Origin of the sequence: Microcystis sp. LEGE 00066, from assembly GCF_015207925.1 — a bacterium.
Taxonomy (GTDB): domain Bacteria; phylum Cyanobacteriota; class Cyanobacteriia; order Cyanobacteriales; family Microcystaceae; genus Microcystis; species Microcystis ichthyoblabe_A.
Genome location: NZ_JADEVX010000249.1, coordinates 1 through 4,942, shown reverse-complemented (window position 1 = coordinate 4,942; position 4,942 = coordinate 1). Strand labels below are relative to the sequence as shown.

The 4,942-nt window shown below is 46.8% G+C and carries 3 protein-coding genes and 1 pseudogene; all 4 read right to left on the bottom strand.

Annotated features, from left to right (window positions below):
- Positions 1–161: 161 nt before the first annotated feature.
- A pseudogene (locus IQ224_RS21565) lies at positions 162–974 on the bottom strand (Swt1 family HEPN domain-containing protein); the annotation flags it as partial.
- 178 nt (positions 975–1,152) lie between these two features.
- Complete coding sequence (locus IQ224_RS21560) at positions 1,153–1,566, bottom strand: type II toxin-antitoxin system VapC family toxin (protein ID WP_002748936.1); 414 nt, start codon at positions 1,564–1,566, stop codon at positions 1,153–1,155.
- The gene (locus IQ224_RS21555; protein ID WP_002754183.1) at positions 1,563–1,772 is read right to left on the bottom strand and encodes a hypothetical protein; all 210 of its coding nucleotides are present in this window, start codon (positions 1,770–1,772) and stop codon (positions 1,563–1,565) included. Before IQ224_RS21555 ends, IQ224_RS21560 begins: the two co-directional genes overlap by 4 nt.
- Positions 1,773–1,848: 76 nt before the next feature.
- Positions 1,849–4,806 (bottom strand): DUF1156 domain-containing protein, encoded by a 2,958-nt coding sequence (locus IQ224_RS21550; protein WP_194033475.1) that lies wholly within the window; start codon positions 4,804–4,806, stop codon positions 1,849–1,851.
- Positions 4,807–4,942 lie beyond the last annotated feature (136 nt).

Sequence of the window (4,942 nt, the reverse complement as noted above, 5' to 3'; positions counted from 1 at the left end):
TAAAAATTTTGTTAGAATTTCATCCAGATTTATGAGTTGAAATCGATTTTTCATGGACAAAGTTCTTAAAACCTGTCTATCTCCAGCGTTGGATGATAATTATCTGTCAAAAAATAATGCTTCTACACAAGTTCTCTATTTAAATAAGAGAATTTTATCTGAATTTTTTTCAAAATGAGAATTGCTGAGAGGTGATACAGCGCCAGTATGGCGTGGGTCTTCCCACCACCGAAGTTGGTCTGGAGTTCGATAACCGGATCTCCTCCTGCTCCTGTAAGGCGAATGAGGGCATTGGTGAGGAGTTGCTTGAGTCCTTCGGTGAGGTAGGTACGCCCAAAAAATTCGTTCGGTAGGCGATACTCATCCGAACCTTGATCAAGATACACCTGCCAGAGGTCGGCGGCGAACTCGGCTTCCTGGTAGCGGCCCGAGGCTACATCGGGGTGGGGGGTGGCGATTTCCCGCCAGGGTTTCAATCCCGACATCGGTTGTCCCTCCGTCGGGGCGATCGCTTGGCGCCTTGTCTCTCGCCGGGCCTGTTCTTCAAAGCGAAGTCTGAGGATTTCTTGCTTCTGCTTCTCCACCTCTTGGGTGTCGGCGGAAACCGAACTCAGTAGGCGAGAGATGCTATCAAAAGCCCGGTAAGCATCGTCGAGGCTGAAAGCATCGTTATGGGCCCAGGCGTTGCGGACATCTCTTAGTTCACTAGCCAGAGAGCGATCGCTTCTGCCTAGGGTTTTCTTAAAAACTTCATTCCACTGCTCCCAGAGGACAATTAGTAGGGCCGAAACGTCTTCTTTGAGGACGGCATCACCTGTCCTGCGGATCGTGTAGCTCTCAGGGAGGCAACTTAAGGCCACGGCGAGCCACTTCTGGCCGTAGCTTGCTTTCATTTCTCGTTCAATGAAGGGGTATAGTCCCTCTCTGAGGAAATCTAGGGCGCGTCCGACTCGTTCACGATTGCTGATTGCCATGGGATTTGATGAGGAGTTATTTTTATAATGCCTCAATTTGGGAGAGATAACCACAAAGGCACAAAGGTCACAAAGTTTGGGGAACCACAAAGGCACAAAGGTCACAAAGTTTGGGGAACCACAAAGGCACAAAGGTCACAAAGTTTGGGGAACCACAAAGGCACGGAGGTCACAAAGATTAGGTAGATGGTGTCCATAGCTCAATGTTTTTAAACCAAGTTAAGTCTCTGTAATCGAGAGTCCAGATTAGGGCGTTAAATTTTTGAGCAATGACTACCACTGAAGCATCTTCTAGACTACCCTGCCAATTGGTCATTTGTATGACTAAATCAAATGTAGTCTGCATGGTTTCCATTTCAAGCGGCACGATTGTGGTCTCTTCTTTAATTATAGTTAATGCCTTTTGCGCTACTTGTGGACATTGTTCCCTAGCTACGAATTTATAAACCTCGAACAAGATGGGTAAAGGGGTTAAAACTGCGCCAAATTCCTGCGGTAGTTGTGCAAACCCCTTTATCGCTTCCTTGTGGTAATTATCTTGACTCGATAACAGGGCAATAAGTGGCCTAGCATCAAGGACTAATCGTCTCATGTCAAATAATCTTCGTTAACGGAGGCATCTGGTGGGGCATTCTCGACAATTCCCGCTAGTTCTAGAAGTCTAGAGGTATCTTTGGGAATTAGTTTGATTTCTAGGGCTTCTTGAACTACACTTAACGGGGTTTCTTCGGGATGCTCTTTTAAGTAGTTATTGAGACGTTTTGCTAAGTTATCGGGAACTTCAATGGTTAGTTTCATGGGGGTTACTACTAGATTTTAAAACTCTGTGTTCTCTGTATCTCTGTGGTTTAAATTCACCACAAAGGCACGAAGGTCACAAAGAAAAGGATAGTTGTTCGGGAGAGGGTTTATATTCGTTAGCTAGGCGGGTGATTTCTGGCCAAGAGGTGACTAGGCTATTGTAAGCTATGGCTTCTTGGGTCCAACCTTTTCTGTCACAGAGGCTATAAAGTCTATAGGCGAGTTCTTTGGCTAAATCGGCTTTGTTTCCTAGTTTAGCCAAGAGTTCTGCGGCTCCGGTTTCGCCGTTTTTATCGAGGGTATGGATGAGGTGTTGGGTGATTTCCCAGATGGGTGTCCGCTCATCTTTTTCTGGCTTCCAATCGGTTTTGAGATCTTCACGTTTGAGTAGTCGCACTTTACCGGCTTTTGCTTCTAGTATGCCAGCTTCAACCATGCCCTGAATACTGGTGTTTTTGGCTTTGGAGAGGGTTTCTGCATCGCCATATAGTGCTTCGTTGAATTGGTACTGCTCGAACCAAGTCAGCGCCCAACGGGTATCACTATCAAATTCTCCTTCTTGTTCGGTGAGAAATTCGTCGAGAATCTGGTTAATCAGTTGCAGGGCCGTGCGAACACCCATGGAAGTGCCGTTAGATTCGAGGATGGCGGCGTATTTGGAGTAGATTGCCATCCCGGGCCCAATACTGGCTTGGGCGAGGTCAACGGGGGCAATATTGCCCTGTTGCAACAGTTTTAGGGCTTGGGGAAGGTCTCGCTTCAGTTCGTTGAGGAATTGCCGGCGGCTGGCTTTGGGCGCGTCGGCGGGACGGGGACGACACACGAGGACTATAGATGAGGCGAGGGCGTTGGAGTCTTGTCCTCTCATACGATTACTGAGTTCTGTTCGCAGAGGCCAAGTTCCGTCAATACTAAAATTAGCTTGTATTAAGCCTTCTAAAATTGTTTCCCAACCTGTAGAAGAGACGTTCTGCTGATCATCAGTTTCAGTTTGCTTGAGCGCATAGTAGATTGTTACGGGATAATCTTTATCGTTGATTTGATTGACTCGTTTAAAAACTTGAATAAGACTATCTTCAAAAAATTGTTTTGCCTTCTCCTTGCTTCCATGTCGAAAGTGATCGGCAACCATTTCTTGAGTTTTAGGAACTAATAACGTATTAAAAATCTCTGGATAAATTGAACCTATAGACCGACGCATCCAAACATAAAAGAAATCAGACAAGTCTGCATAGGGTATAGCATCATAATAAGGGGGGTCTGAGGAAATCAATTTAGCTATTGAATCATTTTTATGATTTTTAGTAGCATCAATTTGAATAACTTGTCCTGGGGCGGAACAAGAGGATTTTTCAATAACTTCAACTACCCAATCAATTGCACCATTAAAATTGCCCGTCGAGTCACTCATAGGATTCGCTTCGGCAAAATCCCATGTTATGGGAATCGCTTGACGAGCGAAAGTATTGCGCGTGCTATCACGACTAATATCCCAGCTACAAATCGTAGAGTTTCGATCAGAAAGTCTATCCACCCCAAAAGCCAAATAAGTCGCCACTGCATCCGCATAAGCCGTCGCACCTATTCCCCCATCATTAAGAGGTAAATCATCATCAGGGATTCCTGCGGCCACTGCATCAGCTTTAATCTTTTCTCTAGTTTCACTTACTAAATCGCTAAAAGTAGTGAGGGCGACGAGTTGACGGGGAGTGAATAAATCGGCGTGTTTGGTCATGCCATAGCGAGGGGCTGCCATATATTGAGAATGTGTTGAAAGCTCCGTTTCAGGTTTCCATTCAGGCTGTGCTTTTTTAGCGATATATTCCTGTTCCTCATCAGGAGAAAGATAAACCCTTCCCCCTTGTCCTTCAGCGACAATGGCCATTAACTGAGAATCCATCCGGCCTGCCTTACCTTCCCTACGGATATGCTCCAAGAGAACAGGCGTATTACAAGCGAGACAAACTGCACCCTTGCGGTTCACCGTGCCATCTGGGGCCGTACCCTTACCCGTCTTCACCTGAAACCGGATTTTTGGTGACACCCCAGAGACACCAAAATCATCCCCCTTTGTGTCCTCTGTGCCTTTGTGGTTAAAATCCCCCTCAGTGTTAAAATCCCCCACAAAAGGCTCAACCCAAGCCTCCTTACCCTTCTTCGTCGAAAGCTGAAAACTGCGAACCAAAGGCATCTGACAGCCACAGGCCGGATTAGGACACCTCACCGTCCTGGCCCAAAGCCAAGCAATCACCTTAGTGTCCTTTGTGCCTTTGTGGTTGGTTTCCACCATCGGATAAAGATAGCCAATCCTTTTAAAAGCCTCATCCCGCATCCACTGACCGTAATAGCGCACATCTGCGGCCAATCCCTGGGCCCCTTCCCAGGAAGAAATCTTTTGTTTTTGGCGAGAATCGGGATTAACCGGCGGTTTATCCTGAAACTTGGGCGGAATCTCAATCAAAGCCTTAGTAATCAACACCGCCACCGGATTGAGGTCACTACCGTGGGCCTGCAACCCCAAGCGCTGGGCCTCAAGAGGAATGGAACCACCACCACAAAACGGGTCATAGGCGGGGGGGGCATATTTAGCGATATAATCGCGTATAGCATCAGGTTTAGTGGGAGGTTCTTCCCCACGTTCCCAAGCTAAACAGCGCGCAATTTCTCGCTGTGCTTCTAGCAATAATGCTGAGTTAGGCTGGTTAATCTCATCCCAAGATACCAAACCTCTAACCACCTGCTTAGTGTTGCCTTTTTTGTCCTTTTCAAGCTCAATCCTACCCAAAATATCAAACAAGCGCTGCCGTTCCCGATTCTGTGCTTCTTCCGTGGGAAACCTCTCTGGCCAACTGGAAGGATCATCCACCAAAGAAGCCCATAAAACCGCCCGACAAGCCGCTAAAGGTCGCCTGGCCCACCAAAGATGTAGAGTAGAGGGATGACCGTGCCGAATCGACTTTTCCCGCGCCGATTCGACGTTAATGGCTTCTAGGGGGAGGGACACTTCAATGAGTTTTTTACGGTAGGTCATGGGAGATAAAACCCACATTCCGCACCCTAAGCTGTCACAGAGAGAAATTACGGAGAGAAAAAATCAAAGTGAGCATAAAAATAAACATAAGGAGCGAAAAAAGGCATTTGAGAAACAGTAAAGCACCAAAAATGGC

Bases quoted from the DNA above. Each gene is read 5' to 3' on its own strand.
- IQ224_RS21560 (WP_002748936.1), bottom strand. From the start codon at position 1,566: ATGAGACGATTAGTCCTTGATGCTAGGCCACTTATTGCCCTGTTATCG.
- IQ224_RS21555 (WP_002754183.1), bottom strand. From the start codon at position 1,772: ATGAAACTAACCATTGAAGTTCCCGATAACTTAGCAAAACGTCTCAAT.
- IQ224_RS21550 (WP_194033475.1), bottom strand. From the start codon at position 4,806: ATGACCTACCGTAAAAAACTCATTGAAGTGTCCCTCCCCCTAGAAGCC.